This is a genomic window from Xanthomonas sp. GW (genome assembly GCF_014236815.1).
Taxonomy (GTDB): Bacteria; Pseudomonadota; Gammaproteobacteria; order Xanthomonadales; family Xanthomonadaceae; genus Xanthomonas_A.
Map to the genome: position 1 here is coordinate 4,837,342 of NZ_CP051189.1, position 24,608 is coordinate 4,861,949.

General features: G+C 70.2%; 17 protein-coding genes and 1 riboswitch. Of the genes, 5 read left to right on the forward strand and 12 right to left on the reverse strand.

Annotated features, from left to right (window positions below; translation table 11 throughout):
- Nucleotides 1-5 precede the first annotated feature (5 nt).
- From HEP73_RS20950 to dusA, 5 genes are all read right to left on the reverse strand, one after another.
- A complete protein-coding gene (locus tag HEP73_RS20950) occupies nt 6-1,586 on the reverse strand; it encodes a DUF1800 domain-containing protein (protein WP_185821409.1) in 1,581 nt (526 codons plus the stop codon).
- Between the two features lie 152 nt (nt 1,587-1,738).
- Complete coding sequence (locus HEP73_RS20955; RefSeq protein WP_185823531.1) at nt 1,739-3,109, reverse strand: ATP-binding protein; 1,371 nt, start codon at nt 3,107-3,109, stop codon at nt 1,739-1,741.
- A gap of 85 nt (nt 3,110-3,194) precedes the next feature.
- Nucleotides 3,195-3,878 (reverse strand): response regulator transcription factor, encoded by a 684-nt coding sequence (locus HEP73_RS20960; protein WP_003469280.1) that lies wholly within the window; start codon nt 3,876-3,878, stop codon nt 3,195-3,197.
- Between the two features lie 75 nt (nt 3,879-3,953).
- On the reverse strand, nt 3,954-4,286 hold the full coding sequence (locus HEP73_RS20965; protein ID WP_185823532.1) for a hypothetical protein: 333 nt from the start codon (nt 4,284-4,286) through the stop codon (nt 3,954-3,956).
- 435 nt (nt 4,287-4,721) lie between these two features.
- A complete protein-coding gene (gene dusA, locus HEP73_RS20970) occupies nt 4,722-5,741 on the reverse strand; it encodes a tRNA dihydrouridine(20/20a) synthase DusA (protein ID WP_185821410.1) in 1,020 nt (339 codons plus the stop codon).
- A gap of 143 nt (nt 5,742-5,884) precedes the next feature.
- A riboswitch (cobalamin riboswitch) is annotated at nt 5,885-6,138 on the forward strand.
- 213 nt (nt 6,139-6,351) lie between these two features.
- Here dusA and metE point away from each other — a divergent pair.
- Nucleotides 6,352-8,643, forward strand: a complete 2,292-nt coding sequence (gene metE / locus HEP73_RS20975) for a 5-methyltetrahydropteroyltriglutamate--homocysteine S-methyltransferase (RefSeq protein ID WP_185821411.1) — start codon at nt 6,352-6,354, stop codon at nt 8,641-8,643.
- A gap of 216 nt (nt 8,644-8,859) precedes the next feature.
- Here metE and HEP73_RS20980 read toward each other — a convergent pair whose 3' ends face one another.
- Nucleotides 8,860-10,125, reverse strand: a complete 1,266-nt coding sequence (locus HEP73_RS20980) for a S1C family serine protease (RefSeq protein ID WP_255423817.1) — start codon at nt 10,123-10,125, stop codon at nt 8,860-8,862.
- Between the two features lie 154 nt (nt 10,126-10,279).
- On the opposite strand from HEP73_RS20980, the gene HEP73_RS20985 reads away from it, so the two are divergent.
- Nucleotides 10,280-12,244 carry a choice-of-anchor X domain-containing protein gene (locus HEP73_RS20985; RefSeq protein WP_185821413.1) on the forward strand — a complete coding sequence of 655 codons (1,965 nt, stop codon included), beginning with the start codon at nt 10,280-10,282 and terminating at the stop codon, nt 12,242-12,244.
- A gap of 261 nt (nt 12,245-12,505) precedes the next feature.
- Here the strand turns inward: HEP73_RS20985 and purU are convergent, their stop codons facing one another.
- The 5 genes from purU to HEP73_RS21010 form a co-directional block, all read right to left on the reverse strand.
- Nucleotides 12,506-13,357: a formyltetrahydrofolate deformylase gene (gene purU / locus HEP73_RS20990; RefSeq protein WP_185814403.1), complete on the reverse strand. Its 852-nt coding sequence runs from the start codon at nt 13,355-13,357 to the stop codon at nt 12,506-12,508.
- A gap of 452 nt (nt 13,358-13,809) precedes the next feature.
- The gene (locus tag HEP73_RS20995) at nt 13,810-14,220 is read right to left on the reverse strand and encodes an XVIPCD domain-containing protein (protein ID WP_185823533.1); all 411 of its coding nucleotides are present in this window, start codon (nt 14,218-14,220) and stop codon (nt 13,810-13,812) included.
- Nucleotides 14,221-14,390: 170 nt separating this feature from the next.
- Nucleotides 14,391-15,266 (reverse strand): NAD(P)-dependent oxidoreductase, encoded by an 876-nt coding sequence (locus tag HEP73_RS21000; protein WP_185821414.1) that lies wholly within the window; start codon nt 15,264-15,266, stop codon nt 14,391-14,393.
- Between the two features lie 61 nt (nt 15,267-15,327).
- Nucleotides 15,328-16,425, reverse strand: a complete 1,098-nt coding sequence (locus HEP73_RS21005; protein ID WP_185821415.1) for an NADH:flavin oxidoreductase/NADH oxidase — start codon at nt 16,423-16,425, stop codon at nt 15,328-15,330.
- 362 nt (nt 16,426-16,787) lie between these two features.
- Nucleotides 16,788-17,657 (reverse strand): NAD-dependent protein deacetylase, encoded by an 870-nt coding sequence (locus HEP73_RS21010; RefSeq protein ID WP_185821416.1) that lies wholly within the window; start codon nt 17,655-17,657, stop codon nt 16,788-16,790.
- Between the two features lie 323 nt (nt 17,658-17,980).
- Here HEP73_RS21010 and HEP73_RS21015 point away from each other — a divergent pair, with 323 nt between their 5' ends.
- Entirely contained in the window at nt 17,981-18,730 is a 750-nt protein-coding gene (locus HEP73_RS21015; RefSeq protein ID WP_185821417.1) for a response regulator transcription factor, read from the forward strand.
- Here the strand turns inward: HEP73_RS21015 and HEP73_RS21020 are convergent.
- Nucleotides 18,711-20,090, reverse strand: a complete 1,380-nt coding sequence (locus HEP73_RS21020) for a sensor histidine kinase (protein WP_185821418.1) — start codon at nt 20,088-20,090, stop codon at nt 18,711-18,713. The two genes, HEP73_RS21015 and HEP73_RS21020, sit on opposite strands and share 20 nt — an antisense overlap.
- 146 nt (nt 20,091-20,236) lie before the next feature.
- On the opposite strand from HEP73_RS21020, the gene HEP73_RS21025 reads away from it, so the two are divergent.
- Nucleotides 20,237-22,576: a YadA family autotransporter adhesin gene (locus HEP73_RS21025; RefSeq protein WP_255423592.1), complete on the forward strand. Its 2,340-nt coding sequence runs from the start codon at nt 20,237-20,239 to the stop codon at nt 22,574-22,576.
- Nucleotides 22,577-22,633: 57 nt separating this feature from the next.
- The gene (locus tag HEP73_RS21030) at nt 22,634-24,592 is read left to right on the forward strand and encodes a S8 family peptidase (protein ID WP_185821419.1); all 1,959 of its coding nucleotides are present in this window, start codon (nt 22,634-22,636) and stop codon (nt 24,590-24,592) included.
- Nucleotides 24,593-24,608 lie beyond the last annotated feature (16 nt).

Genomic DNA, 24,608 nt, shown 5'->3' on the forward strand with positions numbered 1-24,608 from the left:
CCGGGTCAGCGATAGTTGAAGTCGGGCGAGGACAGCAGGAACGCGTTCCACTCCTGCTGCGAGCGCGCCTGCGCCAGCGCCTGGCGGGTGGTCTCGCCAAGTTGCGGCTCGATCGCCTGGTAGTACAGCGGCGTGGTCAGCTGCGGAAACCCGCCGCGCTGTTGTCCGCCGCTGGTGAACAACTGGGTGTTGCCGCCGCCGATCGCGCGCGCGATCTCGAAGCGCTGCGCCATCTGCCCGGAACTGTTCCAGGCGCTGGACTGCAGCGGCCAGCCGTCGGGGGTGATGCGCCCATAGCTCGGCTCGCCCATCTGGCTCAGCCAGCCCAGCAGCGGCTGCGGATTGGCGATGGTCTGCCCGTCGTAGGCCAGACGCAGCGACGACACCAGGAAGCGGTACGGATCCTTGAACTTGTGCGGCGCGCCGGCGGCCATTTCCGGCGCGGTGAACAGCACCTGCAGCACTGCGGCGATATCGCCATCGCTGCGCTGGAAGGTGCGCGCCATCTTCTCCACCAGCGCCGGCGGCGGATCGTCGGCGACGAAATACTCGGCCAGGCGCCGCGACACGAAATGCGCGCACGCCGGCTGGCGCACGATCAGTTGCACCGCACGCTCGACCTCGTCGAAACCGCCGCCGGCGATGCGCTGGCCGAGCAGGGTCTTGTCGCCGGGCTGGTGCCGCGCCGGATTGAATTCGAACGCGCCGCGGCGCAGGTATTGCGCCTGCTGCGGCGGCGGCAGTTTCGGCGGCGCATCGCGGTTGGGCGGGGCGATGCCGACGCCGGTGAGGATCAGCGCCAGTTGCTGCACGTCGTGCTGGCTGTAGCCGCCGTCCACGCCCAGCGTGTGCAGTTCCATCAGTTCACGCGCGTAGTTCTCGTTGACCTTGCCCTTGGCGTTCTGCGCGTTGTCCAGATATTCGAGCATGGCCGGGCTTTGCAGCGTCGCCATCACCAGGTCGGAGAACTTGCCCAGCGCATGCGGGCGGATCGCGTTGTCGGTGTAGTCGGCGACGGTCCAGTGCAGGCGGCCCTTGTCGGCGAACACGCTGAAGTGGTTGAGCCAGAACCACACCATCTGCTCGCGCAGCTGGTCGCGCGAATACACCGCGCGCAGCAGCTGCGCCTGCCGCGCCTGCGCCAGCAGCGCATCAGCGCGCTGCTGCAAGGCCTTCTTCGCCGCGACCTTGGCCTCGCCGTCGGGCATCGCCTTGATGTACTGCTGGCGCGCATCCAGTTGCTTGAGCAGGTCCTGCACCGGCGTATGCAGCGCCTCGTAGCCATCCAGTTGCGTGCGTACCGCCGCAGGCAGGGCGGCGTCGCCGCTGGAGGCCTGCAACTGGTCGCGCAGGAAGCGCTTGCGCCCGTCGTGCTGCAGCTGCGCCACGCTGGCGCTGTCCAGGCCGGTGGTCATCGATTGCAGCCAGCGCGCATCGTCGCGCTCCAGCACCTTCTGGCTGCCGGCGATGGCGCCGACGGTGAACAGCACCAGCAGCAGCGACAGCAGCAGCCGCTGCGTGTTGCGCAACGCGCGGCGCCCATGCACGCGCAGACGCGATACGGGACGATGCCGGGGCTCGGGCATGCGGCGCTCCTTGGGACGGAAAAACCGGCTGTGACGACTCGCGCAGTATCCGCGCCTGCCTGGCGCAGGCGTTAAGCCGATGTCGGAAACCGCCGCGGCGTTTGCGCGGGATTCACCTGCAGCGCACGGTCCGGCTGCTAAGGGCTCGGCTGCTACAGCCCCGGCGGCATGGTCACCAGGAAGCGCGCGCCGCCCAGTTCCTCGGAACGGCTCACCTGCAGCTCACCGCGGTAACCCTTGACCAGGTCCTGCACGATCGCCAGGCCGATGCCGTGGCCATGCACGCGTTCGTCGCCGCGTACCCCGCGCTGCAGGATATGCGCCACTTCCTCCAGCGCGATGCCGGGGCCGTCGTCCTCCACCGAGATCACCAGGCCGGCGCGCCGGCTGCCGGCCGCCGGCGCCGGACGCACGCTCAGCAGCACCCGCCGCCGCGCCCACTTGAAGGCGTTTTCGAGCAGGTTGCCGAGCAGTTCCTGCAGGTCGCCGGGTTCGCCGTGGAAACGCGCGCTCGGCTCGATGTCGAACTCGCACAGCACGCCCTTGGCCGCGTACACCTTTTCCAGCCCGCGCACGATCTCTTCGGCGTTGGGTTCGATCGGCAGCGGCGCGGAGAACAGCTTGTGGCCGCTGGAAGCGGCGCGGCTGAGCTGGTAGGTCACCAGGTTGTTCATGCGCCGCAACTGCGCGTCCAGTTCCTCGCGCAGCTCCGGACCGTCGTTGCCGCTGTCGAGTTGGGTGCGCAATACCGCCAACGGCGTTTTCAGGCTATGCGCCAGGTCGGCCAGGGTGTTGCGCTGGCGGTCCAGGTTCTCGCGCTCGCTCTCGATGAAGGCGTTGATGCTGTCGGTCAGCGGTTCCAGCTCGCGCGGATGGCGGTCGCCCATGCGCACCGCTTCGCCGCGCTGCACCTTGGTCAGTTCGTTGATCACCCGCCGCAGCGGACGCAGGCTCCACTGCAGGATGAAGGCCTGCAGCAGCAGCAGGATCAGGCCGGCGCCGCCGAGGTTGAACCACACCCGGTGGCGGAACACCAACAACTGCGCGCCCAGCGCGCGGGTGTCCTCCATGATGTAGATGGTGACCGGGGTTTCCTTGTCGCGGCGCACGTAGGCCAGGCCGATGCCGTAGCGGTAGACCTCGCCTTCGCTGCCGTCGATCTGGGTCATCGGCCAGGGGCCGTCGAAGGTTTCCTGGCGCGGCTCGAGCATGCCGCCCTTGGGCGGCAACGGGCCCTCGCTGGACATCGAGATCCAGCGCTCGTTGGGCATCACGATCTGCGCGTAAAGGCCGCTGCCGGGCCGGTCGAAATGCGGGTCCGGCGGCGGCTTGTCGTTGTTGATGTACAGCGAGCCGTCGCGCGCCACGTCGACGTTGTTGGCGTAGGCGGTGGCGTAGCTCTTCAGGCGCTCGCGCAGGTTGCTCAGCGCGGTGTCGGCGAAGGCCTGGTCCAGCGCATAGCCGGCCGCGGCCAGGAACGCCACCAGGCTCAGGCTGGCGGCCAGCAACTGGCGCGCCTGCAACGAACGCGGGCGCCAGCGCTTGTACCACTTGGGCCGTGCCGCCACGCTGTCGCGTCCTTCGGTTGCTCGTCGCAGGCGCGTGGGATCAGCCTTCGGTACGCGGGATCGCGAACCGGTAGCCGCGACCGCGCACGGTCTCGATCGGCTTCAGCTCGCCGTCCGGATCCAGCTTCTTGCGCAGGCGGCCGATGAACACTTCCAGCACGTTGGAGTCGCGATCGAAGTCCTGCTGGTAGATGTGCTCGGTGAGGTCGGCCTTGGAGACCAGTTCGCCGGCATGCATCATCAGGTACTCGAGCACCTTGTATTCGTAGCTGGTCAGGTCGACGTTGCTGCCGCTGACGCTGACCGTCTGCGCGGCGAGATCCAATGCCACCGGCCCGCATTCCAGGGTCGGCTTGCTCCAGCCCGCGGCGCGGCGCAGCAGCGCGTTGACCCGCGCCAGCAACTCCTCGACGTGGAACGGCTTGACCAGATAGTCGTCGGCGCCCTGCTTCAGGCCCTCGACTTTGTCCTGCCAGCTGGAACGCGCGGTGAGGATCAGCACCGGGAACTTCTTGCCTTCGTCGCGCAGCGCCTTGATCAGCTCCATGCCCGACATCTTCGGCAAGCCGAGATCGATGATGCCCACGTCGAACGGCACTTCGCGGCCCATGTACAGGCCTTCCTCGCCGTCCTGCGCCGCATCCACCGCGAAGCCTTCGCGCTTCAGGCGAGCAGCCAGGGTCTCTCGCAGCGGAGCTTCGTCTTCGACCAGAAGGATACGCATGAACTCTCCCTAGTTACTTACAGATGGCCGGCGGCCGGGCAGTGTGTATGACAAGCTGAACCAGACTATCCGGGCTCAGGGGTTATCGCCGCGTGGTGGTTCCTGCGCATCGCTGGGACGCGGCACGCGCGGCGGCGCGGAGCGGCCAGGCTGCGGATCGTCCATGTAGCGCACGCGCCCGCGGCCATCCATGTACTTCACCCGGTTGATGTCGCGCCCGTCGAACGGCACGCGCTCGGCGCCGAGGATCTGTCCACCGGTGGACCGCTGCACCCGGCGCACCGCATCGGACAGTGAGCTGCCGTTGTAGTCGCGCGCCCGGGGCGCCTCGCGGGGCGGCGCCATCGGCGGCGCGCCTGGCGGACCAGGCGGACCCGGCTGCTGCGCCCAGCCATGACCAGCCGCCATGAGCGCGAGTGCGATCACGGCAACGGTGCGACGGCGGCGGAGAGTGGGCGAGATCACGAGGTGGCATCCTAACGGACTGATCGGAAACGTTCAAAAGTTGTGAAACCGGATGCCTGGCAGCAGCGCCGCGATTCCGCAAAATCGAGCCAAATTCTTGATTTTTCGGGGTGAATCCGATCTGAACTTTTCCGGCCGCGACCGTCTTCGTTCAGTGAAATGAACTTACTACACCGCACCGGCGGGCGCTTGCTGACGGCCCTTAGCCCCGCCTCGGCAAGGGTCTGCCGTCCCCACTGCGACGGGACTGGCTGCCGCAGGAAGCTGAACAAAGTAACTGAACGCGCATCCAAAAGGGAGCCGCAGCGTCTGTTGGGACGGCTTGCGTTGGGCCCCCAGGAGCGAAGCGCGGATGAATGGCGCCCCGTCCGAGAGTCGCTACGCTGCGACCTGCGGCGCCCCTGCGGTCATAAGCAAAGCCTGTTCCACTAGCGCCCAGTCCGCGCCCGGCCGGTGCGCGCCCTCGCTGAGCACCTGGCGGAACGCGCGGCCGCCGGGCTGGCCGTGGAACAGCCCGAGCAGGTGGCGGGCGATGTGCTTGAGCGCCACGCCATCGGCCAGACGCGCCTCGACATACGGCTGCAGCGCGCGCAGCAGCTCGGCGCGCGGCCTCGGCGTGGCGCCGGTCAGGGCCGCGTCCAGCCGGTGCAGCACGTAGGGATCGTGATAGGCCGCGCGGCCCAGCATCACCCCATCGACCGCGTCCAGCTGCGCGCGCGCCGTGTCCACGTCGGCCAGCCCGCCGTTGAGCACGATCTGCAACTGCGGGCGCTCGCGCTTGAGCCGGTGGGCCCAGTCGTAGCGCAGCGGCGGCACCTCGCGGTTTTCCTTCGGCGACAGGCCCTGCAGCCAGGCGTTGCGCGCATGCACCACGAACAGCCCGCAGCCGGCAGCGGCGACCTGGTCGACGAAAGCCAGGAACACCGCGTAGTCGTCGTCCTGGTCCACCCCCAGCCGGCACTTCACCGTGACCGGGATGTCCACCGCCTGCACCATCGCCGCCACGCACTCGGCGACCAGCGCCGGCTCGCGCATCAGGCAGGCGCCGAAGCGCCCGGCCTGGACCCGGTCGGACGGGCAGCCGCAATTGAGATTGATCTCGTCGTAGCCCCACTCCTGGCCGATCCGCGCCGCCTGCGCCAGCAGCGCCGGATCGCTGCCGCCGAGCTGCAGCGCCAGCGGATGCTCGACCGCATCGAAGCCCAGCAGCCGCGCGCGGTCGCCCAGCACCACCGCGTTGGCGTGCACCATCTCGGTATACAGCCGCGCCGACGGCGCCAGCAGCCGGTGGAACACGCGGCAATGGCGGTCGGTCCAATCCATCATCGGGGCCACGGACAGGCGCAGGGAGGCGGCGTAGCGCGCGGACAGGTCGGAGGTTGGAAGCGGAAGCGTCATCGGGCGCGGCGGTGCTGCGCTGTCGCCTGCTGGCGAAAGCGTCAGATCATTGGCTTTGGGATCAATAGCTTACACGTTCGCCATGAACGCTGCCGGCGAACGTCCGCAGTCCACTTGGCGCTTGACCCGCCGCCGCATCCGGCCTATCGTGCGCTCGCCGAAGGTATCCATCGCTTCATTCGGATGAAGGGATGGATTTAAACGGGAATCCGGTGAAGGCTGGCGCCGCAAGCGCCCGCCCATTCCGGAGCTGCCCCGCAGCGGTGAATGGAAACGACCTCCGTCAATGGCACTGGGCCGGCGCATGCCGGCCTGGGAAGCGACGGACAGTAGGTGCGCAGCCGGCATGGTGCGCTCGTCCATCAGCCCGAATACCGGCCCCGGCCGGAGGACTTGTGCGTCCTCCGATTCGACCTGGCGTCTCCGCGGGGAGGCGGCCGGAAGCCGTGCCGTGGCCCTGCGCCGCGCCGCGCTCTTCCGCCTGCCCGCGTGGCGCCGGTTCGCCCGCGGGGGCGAAGGTCGCTGGCGTGGCGGGCGTCCCGTGCGAACGGGCGGACGGCGCGCGGTTCCTTCGTTCCTCAATGCCTATGAACGCAATGAGGAAACGCAAATGACGATCGTGACCAACCTGGGCTTCCCGCGCATCGGTGCGCGGCGCGAGCTCAAGCGTGCGCTGGAAAGCTACTGGCGCCGCGAAACGGATGAGGCAAGCCTGCAAGACACGGCACGGCAGCTGCGCCAGCGGCATTGGCGGCTGCAGGTCGAGGCCGGGGTGGATCTGCCGCCCAGCAACGACTTCAGCCTGTACGACGCGATGCTCGACACCGCGTTCCTGTTCGATGCGATTCCGCAGCGCTACCGCGCGCTGGCCGATGCCGATCCGCTGGCCGGCTACTTCGCGATGGCGCGCGGCTCGCAGGAGAACGGCCTGGACCTGCACGCGCTGGAAATGACCAAGTGGTTCGACACCAACTACCACTACCTGGTGCCGGAGCTGGCGCGGCGCCAGCACTTCCGCCTGCGCGGCGACAAGCCGCTGGCCGAGTTCCTGGAAGCCAAGGCGCTGGGCATCACCACGCGGCCGGTGCTGATCGGGCCGGTGACCTTCCTGCTGCTGTCCAAGACCGTGGACGGCAGCGACCGCTGGGCGCTGCTGGACAGCCTGCTGCCGGCCTACGCCGAGCTGCTGGAGCAGCTCGACGCGGCCGGCGCCAACTGGGTGCAGATCGACGAGCCGGCACTGGTGCTGGACCTGGACGAGGCCGCGCGCGACGCCTATCGCCGCGCCTATGCGTTCCTGGCGCAGGCGCCGCGGCCGAAGCTGCTGCTGACCACGTATTTCGGCGAACTGGGCGACAACCTGGAACTGGCCGCGGCGCTGCCGGTGGACGGCCTGCATGTGGATCTGGTGCGCGGAGTGGCGCAGTTGGACGCGGTGCTGCAGGCGTTGCCGGCTGGGCGCGTGCTGTCGGCGGGGCTGGTCAACGGCCGCAACGTGTGGCGCACGCCGCTGGACACTGCGCTGACCCTGGCACGCTACGCCGCCGGGCATGTCGGCAGCGAGCGGCTGTGGTTGGCGCCGTCGTGCTCGCTGCTGCACGTGCCGGTGGATCTGGAGCAGGAAAAGGCGCTGGACCGCGAACTGCACGCATGGCTGGCCTTCGCCAAACAGAAGCTGCAGGAATTGCGCACGCTGGCCGATGCGTTGCACGAGCTGCCGCAGGCGCAGGCCGAGCTGGAGCAGGCGCGCGACGCGCTGGCGACGCGGCGTTCCTCCGCGCGCGTGCATCGCCCAGAAGTCGCACGCCGGGTGGCGGCGCTGAGCGAGGATGCCGGGCGCCGGCAGTCGCCGTATCCGCAGCGGCGCGAGGCGCAACAGGCGGCGCTGCGGCTGCCGGCCTACCCGACCACCACGATCGGCTCGTTCCCGCAGACCGCACAGGTGCGGCAGGCGCGCGCGCAGCACAAGGCCGGCAAGCTCGGCGATGCCGAGTACGACGCGTTCCTGGCGGCGGAGACCGAACGCTGCGTGCGCGCGCAGGAGCAACTCGGGCTGGACGTGCTGGTGCACGGCGAGTTCGAGCGCAACGACATGGTCGAATACTTCGGCGAACAGCTCGACGGTTTCGCCTTCACCAAGCATGGCTGGGTGCAGAGCTACGGCTCGCGCTGCGTGAAGCCGCCGATCATCTACGGCGACGTGCAGCGCCCGGCGCCGATGACGCTGCGCTGGACCCAGTACGCGCAGTCGCTGACCGATAAGCCGATGAAGGGCATGCTGACCGGGCCGGTGACGGTGCTGCAGTGGTCGTTCGTGCGCGACGACCAGGAACGCGCGCAGACATGCCGGCAGATCGCGCTGGCGCTGCGCGACGAGGTACGCGACCTGGAAGCGGCCGGCATCGGCGTGATCCAGATCGACGAGCCGGCGATCCGCGAAGGCCTGCCGCTGCGCCGCGCCGACTGGCAGGCGTACCTGGACTGGGCGGTGCAGTGCTTCCGCATCGCCGCGGCCGGGGTGCGCGACGCCACCCAGATCCATACCCACATGTGCTATTCGGAGTTCAACGACATCATCGAGGCGGTGGCGGCGATGGATGCGGACGTGATCTCGATCGAGACCTCGCGCTCGCGGATGGAACTGCTCGACGCGTTCGTGCGCTTCCGCTATCCGAACGCGATCGGCCCGGGCGTGTACGACATCCACTCGCCGCGCGTGCCCAGCACGCAGGAGATGGTGCAACTTTTGGACAAGGCGCGCGCGGTGCTGGATCCGCAGCAGCTGTGGGTCAATCCGGATTGCGGATTGAAGACGCGCGGCTGGCCGGAAACGCGCAGTGCGCTGGAAGCGATGGTGGCCGCGGCGCGGCAGCTGCGCGCGCAGCAGGCGCAAGCGGCGTAAGTAGGCGATGAGCCGACGATACCCGGCGTGCTGCACGCCGGGTATCGCAACGCCAGAATGCATGGCATGCGTGTTCGCGTGCATCGCCGCGCAGCGCCGGGTTCATGCGCCGACGCTGGAAACAGGCTGCCTTGCCCCGCTGCGATGCACGTCGCGGGCGACTGCGACGAATACCCGACATGCTGCAAAGCACCCCCAGCTACAGGCGATCGCGATTCACTCCGTCGTTGGCGCGGCGGCCGCTGGCACATGCGCCGACGCCGCAGCGGCAGCGCCGCCCGCGAACAACAGACTCAGTTGCTGCATGCGGCGATCGCGCCATATCTGCGCCGGCACCGGAACGCCTGCGCGCAATCCTGCCACCAAGGGCGGCACGTCCTGAGGGCCGCCGACCGGCCGGCCGTCGAGCTCCAGCAGCACGTCCATCGGCTTGATCCCGGCCTGCATGGCGACGCTGCCGTCGATCACCTCCACGATCCATGCGCCGCGCGCGGGAGGAAGTCCGGTTGCCAGCGCCACTTCCGCGGTGACCGGCGCGATGCGCACGCCGAGTGTTCTGGGCGCTGCTGCCGCAGCCGCAGTGGGCGCGATCGGCGTGGCAGACGCCGAAGTCGGTGTCGCCGCAGCCACTGCAGCTGCGCGGCCGCTCGGCATCCACGCCACTTCGGCGAACTTGGTGTTGAACCCGCCGAACAGCCTGCGATAGTCGCGACTGGCCTTGCTCGCTTCGGCCTGGGTGTCGTATGCGGTGCAGGTCGTGTCTTCCTCCGGCTGGCCGTGCGCGCGCACGGTCTGCTTGAATTCCTCGGCATACGCCGCGCTCTGCGCATAGACCGCCGTCGGATCGGCGCCGCTCGGCATGGCGAAGATCTGAGTGGCGACGGTGTGCGCCAGGTCGCTGCGATCGGGAATGTCGACCTGGGTCGCGTAGCAGTAGAAATAGCGCGTGATCTGCGCCGGCGGCTTGGCGGCGGCATCCCACGGCGGCGGCGTCCAGTCCACGTCGCGCCAGCTGCCCACCTTCATCAGGTACAGGCGCTTGCTCCATATCGCGCGTTGCTGCTCGCGCTGCGCCAACGCTTCCTCGCGCCCTGGGCCGAGCATGCAGTCCTTGGTCCCCGCCCCGCCGAGGCTGCCCACATGCTGCAGGAAATCACTGGCCAGCTCGTTGCTGCGCCGCAGCCAGCCGCTGGCGTCGTCTTGATAAGCAATCTCGACGACCGGCGAGGCCCAGACCTTGGCCGGCACCCCGCCGGTGTCGGTCACGCTGCAAAACGCGAACGCCGTGCGCGTCGGCGCAGGCGCTTGCGCGAGGGCCGCGACGGGCGCCAGCCCGGCGAAGAAAACGGAGAAAAGCACTGCATTGCGCAGCATCTGGATATCCCCCTGGCTACTCCAGTATTGCCATCGGCATCGCCATGCCGCCCCAGCGCAGACACTAGCCCATTCACGCGGCGGCTGCACTGGATCGCCGCGGCGCATGGCCACGCCGGTGCTGCAGCGCACCGTGGAACTGTCATCTGGGCGGGGTATAACGCAATCACGTCGCGGCGAGGGGGCGCTGCATCCGCTGCGCAGGCGTGCGATCGCGATCGCCGTACTGCCTGGCTTCGCACTGTTCAAGGAGAGAGCCGCCATGCCGACGCTACCGAAGTTGTCCCTGCTGTCCACGCTGCTGCTGTCGCCGTTGCTCGCGCATGCGGCCGATCTGGTTCCCAAACAGTTGGCCGGCCCTCCCGAGGAATTCGCGCAGATGCGCGCGCCGGCGCCGGCCGAGGCCGCGATCCTGTCCAAGAGCGCGTTGCTGCCGGTGGAATTCGCTTCCGCACGCAGCGGCGAGGCAGCGCAATGGCAGGCGACGCTGCCGGTAGAAAACGGCAAGTTGCGCTTCGTGCTGCTGTCCGGCACCCACGACTGGCAACCGCAGTTGCATGCGCCCGGCGCGGCGAACGCGCGCGCCAGCGCCGCCGCGATCGTGCCGAACGCGGTCGCCACCCGCCTGGGCAGCGGCGACACCGCGCTGCCGGCGCGCGAGTACCGCGTGGACAGGGCGGTCAACGGCAGCTGGACGCTGACCTTGCGCGCCGACGGCAGCGCCGCGCAACGCGGCTACCTGTTGATGGAAGGCGATGCGCGCACCCAGCTGGCCTCCTATCCCAGCGATCGCCGGCAGCTGCACAGCGGCCAGCGCATCGGCCTGACCGCGCTGCTCGGCGGCAGCGACAGCCACGGCGCCACCGCGCTCGCCAGCAATGCCGGACGCATCCGCGACGCGCAATTGCGCGTCACCGCGCCCGACGGCACGGTGACCCAGTGGCCGATGGCCGACGACGGCCGCCATGGCGACGGCGCCGCCGGCGACGGCATCTATGCCGGCGATTTCCCGGCGAAGGCGCCGGGCAGCTATCTCGCGCAGGTGGTGGTGCACGGCGAGGACGCGGCCGGCCAGGCCTTCGTGCGCACCAGCGAACACGTGCTGCCGGTGCTCGACACCAGCTTGCGCATCGCCGCCGACGCGGTGAGCGCCAGCGTACAGGACGGCACCCGCCTGGCGCTGCCGATCCCGGTCAGCGCCAGCGGCCAGGCGCCGGCGCATTACCGCGTGCTCGGCGAACTGTGGGGCACCGGTCGCGACGGCAGCGCGGTGCCGGTGGCCTGGCTCGGCGGCATGCTCGCGCCGCACAACGGACGCCTGCCGCTGAGCGTGGACGAACGCTGGATCGTGCGTGCCGGCGCGCGTGCGCCGTTCACGCTGCGCAACCTGCGCATCGAGGACCCGGACCATTTCGTGCCGCTGGCCACGCGCGACACGCTGGCGCTGACCCTGCCGGCACTGCGCCGCAGCAGCGTGGCGCGCGGCGGCGCGATCGACGCCAGCATGCGCATGGGCGAGCGCCCGGCGACGCTGCAGCGCGCGGCGACCGATGCGCAAGCGCAAGCGACCGGCTCGCGCCTGGTGCTGGTGCATGGCTATTGCTCCGGCGGGGTGTGGCCAGCGGCGCAGTTCAGCAACGCCTCGACCTTCCTGGACGCCAACCAGAACCGCAGCAACGACCAGTTCGCGCAACTGCTGGGACAGTTCGGCAGCCAATGGAATTCGTTCGGCACGGTAGCGCACAGCCAGGGCGGCATGGCCGCGCTGCACCTGTACAGCTACTACTGGAGCGGGCTGGACAATGCCAGCGGCGGGCGCGTCATGCAGTCGGTGGGCACGCCCTACCAGGGCACCAACCTGTCCGGCATCCTGGCCACGGTGGGCTCGTGGTTCGGCGTGGGCTGCGGCAGCAACAGCGACATGACCTACGACGGCGCCAAGGCGTGGCTGGCCGGCATCCCGACCTCGGCGCGGGCACTGGTCAACTACTACACCACCTCCTTCGCCAAGACCAACTGGTACACCAACGACTACTGCAACGCGGCCTCGGACCTGGTGCTGGACGATCCGGAAGACGGCGTGGTCGAGCAGGTCAACGCGCAACTGCCGGGCGGGGTCAACCGCGGCCACACCACCGGCCAGTGCCACACCACCGGCATGCGCGATCCGGCGCAATACCTGGACGCCAGCCGCAACGCGACGATGAACGCCAACGCGGCGCGTTGAAGGGCGGGGATTGGAGATTTGGGATTTGGGATTGGTAAAAGCGGCTGCACCGGGCCTGTAGGCTCGGTGCAGCGCCGAGGTCTCCATGCACCGATGCTGCGGCTGGTGCAATTTCGATTCGATGCCGCTTTTTGTAGGAGCGGCTTCAGCCGCGACAGGCATTATTCGAATTGCGAATCGTGAATTGGAACACGCGGAGCCAGCGTCGCGCTCACGCTCTTGATTTTGCCATTCCCGATTCCCGATTCTCCATTCCCGGCCTCACCGAAACACCACAGTGCGATGCCCGTTGAGCAGGATGCGGTGTTCGACATGGCGGCGCACCGCGCGGGCCAGGACTTGCGATTCGGTGTCGCTGCCCAGGCGCACTAGGTCGCGCGGAGTCATCGCGTGGTCCACCCGGGCCACGTCCTGTTCGATGATCGGGCCTTCGTCGAGATCGCCGGTGACGTAGTGCGCGGTGGCGCCGATGATCTTGACCCCACGCGCGTGCGCCTGGTGGTACGGCTGCGCGCCCTTGAAGCTGGGCAGGAAGCTGTGGTGGATGTTGATCGCACGCCCGGCCAGCGCGGCGCACAGCGTCGGCGACAGGATCTGCATGTAGCGCGCCAGCACCACCAGATCGATGCGCTCGCGCTCCACCAGCGCCAGCAACTGCGCTTCCTGTTCGGCGCGGTTGTCGGCACCGACCGGCAGATGGTGGAACGGCACGTCGTAGGAGCGCGCCAGTGCGGCGAAATCGTCGTGATTGGAGGCCACCGCGGCGATGTCCACGCGCAGCTGACGGCTGTGCGCGCGGAACAGCAGATCGTTGAGGCAATGGCCCTGCTTGCTGACCAGCACCAGCAGGCGCGCGCGGCGCCGCGCATCGTGCAGCTGCCAGTCCATCGCGTAGTCGGCGGCGAGCGGCGCCAGTTGCACCTTCACCGCCGCGACGATGCCGTCGGCGGGCACGTCGAAGTGCACGCGCAGGAAGAAGCGACCGCTCTCCTCGTCGCCGAACTGCTGCGCGTCGAGGATGTTGCAGCCGTGCTCGAACAGCAGGCCGCTGACGCGGTAGACGATGCCGGTACGGTCCGGGCAGGACAGGGTCAGGATGTAGTCGGGGCGCATCCGCGCAATGATAGGAGAATTCGGGACTCGGGATGGTGGGCTGCGGATGTTGCCAGGACATTGGCTGTGGGATGCCGCAGCGGCATTGCCGGACGTCTTACCGTCTGTAGGAGCGGCTTCAGCCGCGACGGGCTTTACCGATAGATCCTGTCGCGGCTGAAGCCGCTCCTACAGGGAGTTGCGGCAGGCCAGCGGGGTGCACTGTGGGAGGGACTTCAGTCCCGACGCTTTACCGCCAAGGAAAGTGCATCGCTTCGCCGGTCGCGGCTGAAACCGCCCCCACAGGGGACTTGCGGTGGGCCAGCGGGGTGCACTGTGGGAGGGACTTCAGTCCCGACGCTTTGCCGCGAAGGAAAATGCATCGCTTCGCTCGTCGCGGCTGAAGCCGTTCCTCCGAAGTGCGGCATCCGCATGCTGGCGGCAGGCGGCCTCGCCTGCGCGCCGGGCCGCGCTCACTCCGGACGCAGGCGCAGCGCCAGGCGCCGGTTGACCTTCTCCAGCCGCGCCAGCGAGTCTTCCACCGACATGCCCACCGCCTCGTGGGTGGTGATGTGCGCGCGCAGATGCGCCGGGTCGTCCAGGTCGCCGCGCACCAGGAACACGTTCTCGCCCTGCTCCACTTCGCCCAGCTCGCGGCTCAGCACCACGTGATCGACTTGGTCGAAGCCGTACTCCTTGGCCAGCGGCAGCAGCCGCGCCACCATGCGTTCGCTGATCGCGTCGGGCGCGCGGCCGCAGGCGGCATCCAGCGCGTGCACGCCTTCGCGGATCTGCGCGTACAGCAGATGGTCGGGATGCTCCGGATGCTCGGGACCGAGCACGGCCTCGCGCGCGACGGCGCGCGGCGGCTGGATGGGCGTCATGGCGCCGGGGTCGGACGAATTCGGGCTCATGGCATCCTCCTATGATGCGCTTGCAGGCCGCCGCACCTTAGCGGCAAGCACGCGGCCAGCTCAAGCGCGGCGACGCAGTCTGCACCAAACCGCGACAAGGCCGCCTGAAGATGGCGGCCGCGCGCCGCAGCAGCGAACGCTCAGGCCTGCCCGGCGCGGCGTGCGGCGACCTTGGCCAGCGCCGACCAGTCCAGCTCGCCGTCGCCGTGCGCGATCGCGTCGATGAACTGGTCGCGCAGCACCGCCGCCAGCGGCATCGGCACGTGCCGGGTCTCGCCGGCGTTCAAGGCCAGGCGCACGTCCTTCAGCCCCAGCGTGGTCTTGAAGCCGGCCGGGCTGTAGCGCTGCTCGGCGATCATGCCGCCGTAGTTCTGGTACGCCGGTGCGGCGAACAGGGTGTTGACCAGCATGCCCAGGAAATCGGCCGCGTCCACGCCATGCCCGCGCACCAGCGCCGAGGCTTCGGCCATGGTGCCGATGGCGCTGGCCAGGCACAGATTGGCGGCCAGCTTGACCGCATTGGCCTGCTCCGGCGCCGCGCCGAAATACCAGGTCTTGCGCCCGATCACGTCGAGCAGCGGCTGCACCCGCGCCAACGCCGCGGCGTCGCCGGCGGCGAGCAGGTTGAGCTGGCCGGCGGCGGCCACGTCGCTGCGCCCCAGCACCGGGATCGCCAGGTAGGCCACGCCGCGCTCGGCATGCAAGGCGCTGAGCTCGCGCGCCAGCGCCACCGAGATCGTGGCCATGTTGACGTGCACGCTGCCGGCCGGCAGCGCGTCGAGCGCGCCGCGCTCGAGCAGGGTTTCGCGCACTGCCGTGTCGTCGGCCAGCATCGAGAACAGCACCGGGCCGCGCACCGCGTCGGCCGGCTGCGCGGCCAGCTGCGCGCCGGCCTCGAGCAGCGGCTGCGCCGCGGCCGCGCTGCGGTTCCACACGGTCAACGCATGCCCGGCGCGCAACAGGTTGTGCGCGATGGGCTGGCCCATCGTGCCCAGGCCGAGAAATCCGATGCTCATCGCCAACTCCTTGCACAACTCGTGGTGGATGCCGCGACCTGCGCGGCGCAGCGCGCGCGCATCACGCGTCGAACAGGCCGCGCGCCGAACGCGGTTCGCAACGCAGGTATTGCGGCGACGGCTTCAGCTTCGCGCCCAGCGCGGCGGCGGCATGCCACGGCCAGCGCGGATCGTAGAGGATGCCGCGGGCCAGCGCGATCGCGTCGGCCTGGCCCTCGGCGAGGATCGCCTCGGCGTGCTGCGGCTCGGTGATCAGGCCGACCGCGATCACCGGCATGCGCACCGCGCGATGGATCGCCTCGGCCTGCGGCACCTGGTAGCCGGCCGCCAGCGGAATCTGCTGGCGGCGGTCGAGGCCGCCGCTGGACACGTGCAGGTAGTCGCAGCCCTGCGCCTGCAGCGCCTGTGCCAGCGCGACGCTCTGCGCCACGTCCCAGCCGCCCTCGACCCAGTCGGTGGCGGAAAGGCGCACGCCCACCGCGACCGACGCCGACACCGCCGCGCGCACCGCGGCATGCACGCGCAGCAGCAGGCGCATGCGGTTCTCCAGGCTGCCGCCGTAGGCGTCGTCGCGCTGGTTGCTCAGCGGCGACAGGAACTGGTGCAGCAGATAGCCGTGCGCGGCATGCAGTTCGATCAGCTCGAACCCCAGCCGTTCGGCGCGCTGCGCCGAGGCGACGAAGGCCGCGACGACGGCATCGATGCCGGCCAGGTCCAGCGCCTGCGGCGGCGTGCCGTGTTCGGCGAAGGCCAGCGCCGACGGCGCCACGGTCTGCCAGCCGTTCGGCTGCCCCGGCGCGATCGCGCCGCCGCCATCCCACGGCTTGTTCGTGGATGCCTTGCGCCCGGCATGCGCGAGCTGGATCCCCAGCGGCATCGGCGACCAGCGCCGCACCGAGGCCAGCACGCCGCGCAGCGCCGCTTCGGTGGCGTCGTCCCACAGGCCCAGGTCGGCGTAGCTGATGCGCCCGCGCGGCTCCACCGCGGTGGCTTCCAGGATCAGCAAGCCGGCGCCGGACTGCGCCAACTGGCCGAGGTGGATGGTGTGCCAGTCGCTGGCCTGGCCTTGCTCGGCCGAGTACTGGCACATCGGCGCGATGACGATGCGATTGGACAACGACAGCGGCCCCAGGGCGAGGGGCGAGAAGAGATGGCTCAAGGTGGCGTTCCGTGGGGACGCCCGCTGCACCGCGGGCAAGCTGCCATTGCACTCCTGCCGGCGCCGCCGATCAACCACTGCCGATGGATCAGTTCGTGCGCGGATTCGGAACGCGCCGCGCCGGAGCCGCCAGGGCGTGTCATCGATTCCCGAGCAGGTCGCGTTGGGTCTGTCAGGTCGCCAGCCGGTGCTGCGGGGCGCAGCGCCTGACTGGCGGTCAGGTCAAGCCGCGCGGTGCCGGCTGGCGGCCTGACAGGCCCAACCCGTAGGGCCACTGTTGCGCGTGCACACTGCCGTGCCAGCGCTGACGGGAACACGTATGCGCGGGGTGGCGCGAGCTGCTCGGGGATTGATGACACGCCCTAGGCGGCCGCACGCGGCAGCAGGAACGCCAGCGCCTGCGCGCAGGGCTGCGCCAGCTTCAGGCTCAGCAGGTCGTCGCCGCGGGTGCGGCCCAGGTTGACCGCGGCGATCGGCAATCCCGCCTTCGCCGCGGCCTGCACGAAGCGGAAGCCGGAATACACCATCAGCGACGACCCCAGCACCAGCATCGCATCGGCCTGCTGCAGGTGCGCGAAGGCGGCGGCCACGCGCTCGCGCGGCACGTTCTCGCCGAAGAACACCACGTCCGGCTTCAGCACGCCGCCGCATTGCGTGCAGGCCGGCACCGCGAAGGCAGCGAAGTCCACGTCCTCCAGGTCGGCGTCGCCGTCTGGCGCCTGCCCGGCCTGCAGCGTCGCCCAGTGCGGGTTGTGCTGCAGCAACTGTTGCTGGAAGTCCTCGCGCGGCAGGCGCCGCTCGCAGCCCATGCAGCGGACCACGTCCAGGCGCCCGTGCAGGTCGATCACCGCTGCGCTGCCGGCGGCCTGGTGCAGGCGGTCCACGTTCTGGGTCAGCAGCAGTTCGACCTGGCCGCGCGCTTCCAGCTGCGCCAGCGCCGCATGCGTAGCGTTGGGCCGGGCGTGGCCGAAGCGCGGCCAGCCGACCAGGCTGCGCGCCCAGTAGCGCTGCCGCGTGGCCAGCTCGCCCATGAACGCCTGGTAGGTGACCGGCTGCGCGCGCTTCCAGTCGCCGGCGGCATCGCGGTAGTCGGGAATGCCCGAATCGGTGCTGCAGCCGGCACCGGTCAGCACGAACAGGCGCCGGTGGCGCGCGACGAACGCCTGCAGCGCTGCGTCCGCGGCGGCCGCTGCAGGCATGGGCAGGGCGTGATCCGGCAATGTCTGGTGCATCGTGCGGTGTCCTTGGGCGGTTGCGTTGCTGCGGCGTGGACGTACGCTGCGCCAGCGACGCGATGGATTCAATCTTGGGCTCGCCGCGCGGCAACGCAAGCGTCCGTACGCCAGCGTGCCGGCTTCGCACTGCCGCATCTGCCGCATGAAGACGGCGCACGCGGCGCACGGCGCCGAATCCGCGTGCAGCCCCAGCACGCCGCGCATTGAAAGCGCTGCAGAAACTGGCTACTGTCGAACACCGGCAAGATGCATCGGCTGCGCGCAGCCTCGTTGCCGCACGATGCCTCCGGCAGGAATGCCGCCCATCCCGATTCCGCGTCGTGAGCAGATTTTCCGATCCGATAGGCCAGCCGATCGTCGCCACCGCCACCGCCCCGCTGCGGGTGGCGCTGCTGGAGGACGACGACGTGCTGCGCGACCGGGTCCTGCTGCCCGGGTTGCAGCGGCACGGTTTCGAGGTCACGCCGCTGCGCACTGCGCAGGCGCTGTGGGCGGCGCTGGATGACCACCGCTTCGACCTGATCGTGCTCGATATCGGCCTGCCGGACAGCGACGGCTTCACCCTGACCGAGCAGTTGCAGGCGCAGCGCCCGGGGCTGGGCATCGTCATCCTGAGCGGGCGCGGCGAGCAGCCGGATCTGGTGCGCGGCCTGACCCAGGGCGCGGACTCCTACCTGATCAAACCGGTGCAGATCGAGATCCTGGCCGCCACGTTGTTCAGCGTGGCGCGGCGCATGTCGCGTCCGCCGTCCTCGGCACCCAACGTGGCCGAGGAATGGCAGCTGCAGGACGATGGCTGGTGCCTGTTCTCGCCCGAGGGACAGGCGGTGGCGTTGACCGGCTCCGAGCGCAAGGTGGTGCAGAGCCTGTGGAGCGCGCGCGGACGGCTGGTCACCCGCGACGCGTTGATCGGCATGCTCGGCGGCAACCTCGGCCTGGAGGTCGACCCGCATCGCCTGGATGCGCTGCTGCACCGGCTACGGCTCAAGGTGCAGGAGCGTACCGGCGTCGCGCTGCCGCTGAAGGCGGTGCGTGGCGAGGGTTACCTGTTCATGCCGCAGGAACGCTGAGCGCCGCCAGCGGCAGGCGCAGCACGAAGCAGGTGCCCGCGCCCGGCGCGCTGCGCACCTCCAGGCTGCCTTGCGCCTCCTGCGCCATTTCGAAGGCGACCGCCAGCCCCAACCCGGTGCCTTGACCGGCCGGCTTGGTGGTGAAGAACGGCTCGAACGCCTGCCGCTGCACGTCCGCACTCATGCCCACGCCGGTATCGGCGATCTCGACGCGGGCGCAGGCGCCATCGCGGCGCAGGCAGATCGAGAAACTGCCGCCGTCGGGCATGGCATCGCGCGCATTGGCGGCGAAATTGAGCAAGGTCAGGTCGAGCCGGCTGCGGTCCAGGAACAGCGGCAGCGGTTCCGGCGCCACGTCCAGATGCAGGCGCACGGTCGGCCCGAACAGTTGCCGCAGCATCGGCTGGATGCCGTGCAGCGCCTCGCCGGCGTCGAAGCGCTCGGGTACGCTCACTTCGCGCCGGCTGAAGCTCAGCAGTTTGCGGCTGATCGCCACGCCGCGCTGCGCGGCCAGCGCCACGCCGTCCAGCGCGTCGGCCAGCGCCAGCGCATCGCGCGGCGGATCGAAATCCAGTTCGTGCACGCAGTGGCGCTGCTCGGCATAGCCGAGGATCGCGCTGAGGACATTGTTGAAGTCGTGCGACACGCCGCTGGCCAGTTGCCCGACCAGCTCGATCTTCTGCAGATGCAGCAAGCGCTGTTGCGCCTGCGCGCGCTCGCGCATCTCCACCCGCAGCCGCGCGGCGCTGCGCCGCGCACGCCACAGGCTCTCGCGCAACGCGGCCACGGTGCGATCGAGCACCAGGGTGATCATCAGGTAGCTCAGCGCCAGCGACGGCAGGTTCTGGAACGGGCTGCGCGTGCCGCGCGGATCGCGCCCCCACGGGCTCTCCATGCCCGCCCAGAAGATCAGCGTGATGCACAGGTACACCACCCACAGCGCGCGCCGCCCGATCACCAGGGCGGCCAGGGTCAACATCATCATCGGGAAGGGATCGAAGGCCTGCACCTGGTAACCGAAGGCCAGGTTGGCGGCCACCGCCGAACACAGCACCACGGCGATGAACGCGGCGGCGGCCTGTTGCAGCAGGCCGCGGCGGATCATCCACACCCCGGCCCAGGCGGCCACCGACATCGCCGCGTCGGTGCCTACGTCCACCGCCAGCTGGCCGGCGGTCATCTGGATCTGCGGCGCGGTCAGCAGGTGGTAGAGCTTGTTGAGCGGGATCTCGCAGCCGAGGAACAGGAACAGCACCTGCAGCGCAGGCGCGTTGCGGCGATCGACCGGATCGGCGATGGGGACACGCCGCAGCCATCTCCAATGCCGGCGCCACAGCCGGACCAGCAGATTTTGTGGCATGCGTCCCACCCAGACTCCCATGTCGGTGAGTCTACCGTGAGGTTGAGGTGAATTTACCGGCATTGAAGGCGGCCGGGGCTTACCGCCTTAATCGGGGCTAAACCCATTGCCGGGACCATCGTCCCAGCGCTTCCATGGAACCGCTCATGCCCGTTAAGCACACGCTCGTTCGCTCGCGCCGCACACGCCCTTCGTCCACTCTGTCGCACGCTCCTTACAGCCTGCTGACGGTCGCGTTGCTGCTGGCGGCGGCGCCGTTGGCCGCCAGCGCGGCCGATGCGCCCGCGGCCGTCACGCCTGCCGCCCAGCCAGCCACGACCACGGCAGCAGCGAACAGCGGCGATGCGCAGCCCGCCGACGACGCGGATCCCTCCGCGCCGGTGCAGCCCGGCAGCCAGAACACCACGGGTTACTTCATGGCCGAGGGCCTGAACGACGGCAGCGACTTCGCCACCGCCGCCGGCCTGCGCGCCGTGGCGATGGGCGCACGCGCCGACGCGTCCGGCGCCTTCGCCATCGCCATCGGCCACCACAGCGTGGCCTCCGACGCCGCCGCCATCGCGATGGGCGACGGTGCGGTGGCCAGCGGCACCTCGGCGATCGCGATCGGCGGCAGCTTCTTCGGCAGCACCTACGGCGATTCGGCCGGCGCGCTGAGCACCGGCTTCGGTGCGCTGGCGCTCGGCACCGCCGCCACCGCCAGCGCCGCCAACGCCAGCGCGCTGGGCTGGAACACCAGCGCCAGCGGCGCCAGCGCCACGGCGATCGGCGCCACGTCCGCGGCCACCGCCGACTACGCCACCGCCGCCGGCAGCTCCGCGGTTGCCGCGGCCGAACAGGCCAGCGCCTTCGGCTATGCCGCCAACGCCAGCGGCGTCGGCGCGATCGCCAACGGCGGCTACAGCGTGGCCTCGGGCTTCTTCGGGGTGGCCATGGGCTACGGCGCCATGGCCACCGGTGCCGGCGGCATCGCCATCGGCGACAGCTCCTCCTCGTCCGGCCAGCAGAGCGTGGCGATCGGCGCCAGCAACGCCGGCATCCCGACCCAGTCCAACGGCCTGGGCGCGGTGACCATCGGCGCCGGCAGCTGGGCGCTGTCCGACTACGGCACCGCGCTGGGCTTCGACAGCCATGCCGACGCGACCTACAGCCTGGCGCTGGGCGCCCAATCGGTGGCCACCAGCAACAATGCCGCCGCGATCGGCGCGCAGGCCTTCGCCGATGGCGAGGACGCCAGCGCCTTCGGCGCTATCGCCAGCGCCAACGCGGCCGGTGCGACCGCGCTCGGCAGCGGCGCCACCGCGCTGACCGCCGGCAGCGTCGCACTGGGCTACAACAGCGCCGCGACCGGCGCCAACAGCGTGGCGATCGGCGCCGGCGCGGTCGCCGACCGCGACAACACGGTGGCCTTCGGCAGCGATGGCGCGCTGCGCCAGCTGACCTATGTCGCCGCCGGTACCGCCGACACCGATGCGGTCAACGTGCTGCAGCTGCGCAGCATCGCCACCGCGCTCGGCGCGGGCAGCGTGGTCGGCAACGACGGCACGCTCAGCGGCAGCGCCTACCTGATCCAGGGCAAGACCTACGGCAGCGTCGGTACCGCGCTGTCGGCACTGGATGGTGCACTGTCGACGCTAGACTCCCGCGTCGGCAGCCTTGCCCAGAGCGGCGGCGGCGGCGGCGTGGCCATCGGCAGCGGCAGCAGCGGCGGACCCAGCGTCGGCGCCGGCACCAATGCCGTGGCGGTCGGCGCCGAGGCCACCGCCAACGGCCACAACGGCACCGCGATGGGCGCCAATGCCCTCGCCTACGGTCCCAACGACACCGCGCTGGGCGGCAACGCGCGGGTCAATGCCGACGGCAGCACCGCGGTCGGCGCCAACGCCAGCATCAGCGCCAACGCCACCAACGCGGTGGCGGTCGGCGAAAGCGCCACCGTCACCGCCGCCTCTGGCACCGCGTTGGGCCAGGGCGCTTCGGTTTCGGCCGACAACGCCGTGGCGCTGGGCCGCGGCTCCAGCGCCACCCGCGCCAATACGGTCTCGGTGGGCAGCGCCGGCAACGAGCGCCAGATCAGCAACGTGGCGGCCGGCAGCGCCGCCACCGATGCGGCCAATGTCGGCCAGATGCAGGCCGGCGACAGCGCCACGCTGCGCAGCGCCAATGCCTACACCGACAGCCGCATGGCCGGCTGGGACGACAACCTGACCAAGCTGCGCAGCGACACCGACCATCGCTTTCAGGACATGGACCGGCGCATCGACCGGATGGGCGCGGTCAGCGCGGCCTATGCCGGCATGGCAACGAACACCTCCGGCCTGGCCGGCGCCAATCGGGTCGGCGTCGGTGTCGGCTCGCAGGGCGGCGAGAACGCGTTGGCGGTGGGCTACCAGCGCGCGATCGGCAACCGCGCCAGCGTCTCGCTCGGCGGCGCCTTCTCCGGCAACGAGAAGAGCGTCTCCGCCGGTGCCGGCTTCAGTTGGTGATGCCACGCCTCGCCGCACTGCCGCCGCCTCCTTCCGACCTTCCGTAGAGATCCAGACATGACCGACATTTCCTCGTTTCCCCGCACCCTGCTGGCGCTGTCGCTGGGCGTGGCACTGGCCTCCAGCGCGCACGCGCAGTCAGTCCCGCGCTTCTCCGTTCTGGAGACCGCCGCGCCCGGCCAGTCCAAGCTCTACGACGGCCTGATCGTCACCTACCGCGACGGCAGCAGCGAGCGCCGCGATGCGAACGCCGCCGCCGTCAAGCTGAAGCAGATCATGGCCGCGCCGAGCGCCGCCAACATGTGGTCGAGCACCTACCGGCAGAGCGCGCCGGCGCTGAGCCGGGTGCGCCGGCTCGGGATCGGCGCCGATCTGGTCCGGCCCGACCGCCGCCTGAGCCAGTCGCAGCTGGAGACGCTGATGGTCAGCCTCAAGGCCGATCCGGCGGTGGCGCACGTGGAGCCGAACCTGCTGCTCAAGCCGGTGCGCAGCACCGCGCAGGCCAGCGCCACGGCCGTCGCCGCGCCCAACGATCCAGGCTACGTGGTGCAGTGGCACCTGCGCACGCCGGACGGCCACCTGGAAACGCTGGCGCCGGACACCACCGGCTACGCCAATCGCGGCGGCATCGACCTGCTGCCGGCCTGGCAGTACGGGACCGGCCAGGGCGTGGTGGTGGCGGTGATCGACACCGGCATCACCGCGCACCCGGATCTGGACACCTCGCTGGCCAGCGCCGGCTACGACTTCATCAGCGACGCGCTGGTGTCGGGCCGGGCCAGCAACGGGCGCGCGGCCGGCGGCTGGGACACCGGCGACTGGACCACCGACGACAAGTACCTGGCGGCCAACGGCGGCTGCGCGCAGCCGGGCGAGCAGAGCGACAGCAGTTGGCATGGCACCCACGTGGCGGGCACCATCGCCATGCGCACCAACAACGGCGTGGGCATGGTCGGCATCGCCCCGGACGCCAGGATCCTGCCGATCCGCGCGCTCGGCCACTGCGGCGGCACCACCGCCGACATCGCCGACGCCATCGTCTGGGCATCGGGCGGCCACATCGACGGCGTGCCGGACAATGCGAACCCGGCCGAGGTCATCAACATGAGCCTGGGCGGCGGCGGATCCTGCGAGCAGGATGCGGTCACCGCCAACGCCATCGCCAGCGCGATCGGGCGCGGCAGCGTGGTGGTGGTGGCCGCCGGCAACAGCAACGCCGACGCCGCAGGATTCAGCCCGGCCAGTTGCCCGGGCGTGATCAACGTGGCCGCCACCGGCATCACCGGCGGCCGTGCCTACTATTCCAACTACGGCAACAGCATCACCCTGTCGGCACCAGGCGGCGGCGTCTATCCCAACGATGCGGCCAGCGGCTCCGGCTCGGTCCGCACCGGCCTGATCTGGTCCACCCTCAACAACGGCACGCACGGCCCCGATCAATCGATCTATGCCGGCTATGCCGGTACTTCGATGGCGTCGCCGCACGTCGCCGGCGTGGTCGCGCTGGCGATCAGTGCCGCGCTCAACGCCAATCGCCCGGTGCCGTCGCCGACGCAGATGCGCGACATCCTGGCCCAGACCTCCAATCAGTTCCCGGTCAAGCCGGTGCTGCCACTGGGTGTCGGCATCCTCAACGCGGCCAAGGCCGTGGCGCGTGCCGCAGGCGCCGATGGCGGCGGCGAGGAAGGCAAGGCCATCAACGTCGACCGCGGCACGCTGGGCAAGCTGTCCGCCACGGCCGGCCAGGGCCAGTTGTACCGCCTGGACGTGCCGCTCAACGCGCGCAACCTGCAGATCCGCACACTGGGCGGCAGCGGCCAGCTCAAGCTCTACGTGCGTGCCACGCGCGCGCCCAGCGCGGACGGCAGCGATGCCGACTACACCTCGGTGCGCAACGGCACCACGCAGAACGTGCAGACGGCGCTGCCGGCGACCGGCAGCTACTTCATCCGCGCGCTCGGCGGCAACGGCGGCTATGCCAACGTGACCCTGTCGGTGAGCTACTCGGTGCAGTGACACCGATGAAGCCGGG

Bases quoted from the DNA above. Each gene is read 5' to 3' on its own strand.
- HEP73_RS20960 (WP_003469280.1), bottom strand. From the start codon at position 3,878: ATGCGTATCCTTCTGGTCGAAGACGAAGCTCCGCTGCGAGAGACCCTG.
- HEP73_RS21020 (WP_185821418.1), bottom strand. From the start codon at position 20,090: ATGCCACAAAATCTGCTGGTCCGGCTGTGGCGCCGGCATTGGAGATGG.
- HEP73_RS20985 (WP_185821413.1), top strand. From the start codon at position 10,280: ATGCCGACGCTACCGAAGTTGTCCCTGCTGTCCACGCTGCTGCTGTCG.
- dusA (WP_185821410.1), bottom strand. From the start codon at position 5,741: ATGACGCTTCCGCTTCCAACCTCCGACCTGTCCGCGCGCTACGCCGCC.
- HEP73_RS20950 (WP_185821409.1), bottom strand. From the start codon at position 1,586: ATGCCCGAGCCCCGGCATCGTCCCGTATCGCGTCTGCGCGTGCATGGG.
- HEP73_RS20995 (WP_185823533.1), bottom strand. From the start codon at position 14,220: ATGACGCCCATCCAGCCGCCGCGCGCCGTCGCGCGCGAGGCCGTGCTC.
- purU (WP_185814403.1), bottom strand. From the start codon at position 13,357: ATGCGCCCCGACTACATCCTGACCCTGTCCTGCCCGGACCGTACCGGC.
- HEP73_RS20980 (WP_255423817.1), bottom strand. From the start codon at position 10,125: ATGCGCCGCGGCGATCCAGTGCAGCCGCCGCGTGAATGGGCTAGTGTC.
- HEP73_RS21030 (WP_185821419.1), top strand. From the start codon at position 22,634: ATGACCGACATTTCCTCGTTTCCCCGCACCCTGCTGGCGCTGTCGCTG.
- HEP73_RS21025 (WP_255423592.1), top strand. From the start codon at position 20,237: ATGCCCGTTAAGCACACGCTCGTTCGCTCGCGCCGCACACGCCCTTCG.
- HEP73_RS20965 (WP_185823532.1), bottom strand. From the start codon at position 4,286: ATGGCGGCTGGTCATGGCTGGGCGCAGCAGCCGGGTCCGCCTGGTCCG.
- metE (WP_185821411.1), top strand. From the start codon at position 6,352: ATGACGATCGTGACCAACCTGGGCTTCCCGCGCATCGGTGCGCGGCGC.
- HEP73_RS21000 (WP_185821414.1), bottom strand. From the start codon at position 15,266: ATGAGCATCGGATTTCTCGGCCTGGGCACGATGGGCCAGCCCATCGCG.
- HEP73_RS21010 (WP_185821416.1), bottom strand. From the start codon at position 17,657: ATGCACCAGACATTGCCGGATCACGCCCTGCCCATGCCTGCAGCGGCC.